The 285-nt window shown below is 76.1% G+C and carries 1 protein-coding gene; it reads left to right on the top strand.

The features are described 5' to 3' along the window. Window positions 1–285, top strand: a 285-nt coding sequence (locus LZP69_RS16250; protein WP_234201732.1) for a sigma 54-interacting transcriptional regulator, incomplete at both ends; no start/stop codon positions are given.

The raw sequence follows: 285 nt of genomic DNA, 5'->3' as shown, positions 1-285 counted from the left end.
GCAGCCGGCGGGTGGAGACGCGCATCCTGGCGGCGACGTGCCGCGATCTGCAGGCGCGCGTGGCGGAGGGTACGTTCCGGGCCGACCTCTATGGCCGCCTGGCGGGTCTGGTGCTCGAGATCCCGCCCCTGCGCGCGCGGCCCGACGACCTCGAGCCGCTGATCGAGATGCTGTGGACCCGGGGCGGCGGCGATGCGCAGGCGTGCGCCGAGGTGTTCACGCCGCACGTGATCGCCGCCCTGCGGGCGCGCACGTGGCCGGGCAACGTGCGGGAGCTGCGGCACG

The organism is Shewanella sp. AS1 (genome assembly GCF_021412565.1).
Taxonomy (GTDB): Bacteria; Pseudomonadota; Gammaproteobacteria; order Enterobacterales; family Shewanellaceae; genus Shewanella.
The sequence above is the reverse complement of the archived record's forward strand: the minus strand, read 5'-3'. Positions and strand labels throughout refer to the sequence as shown.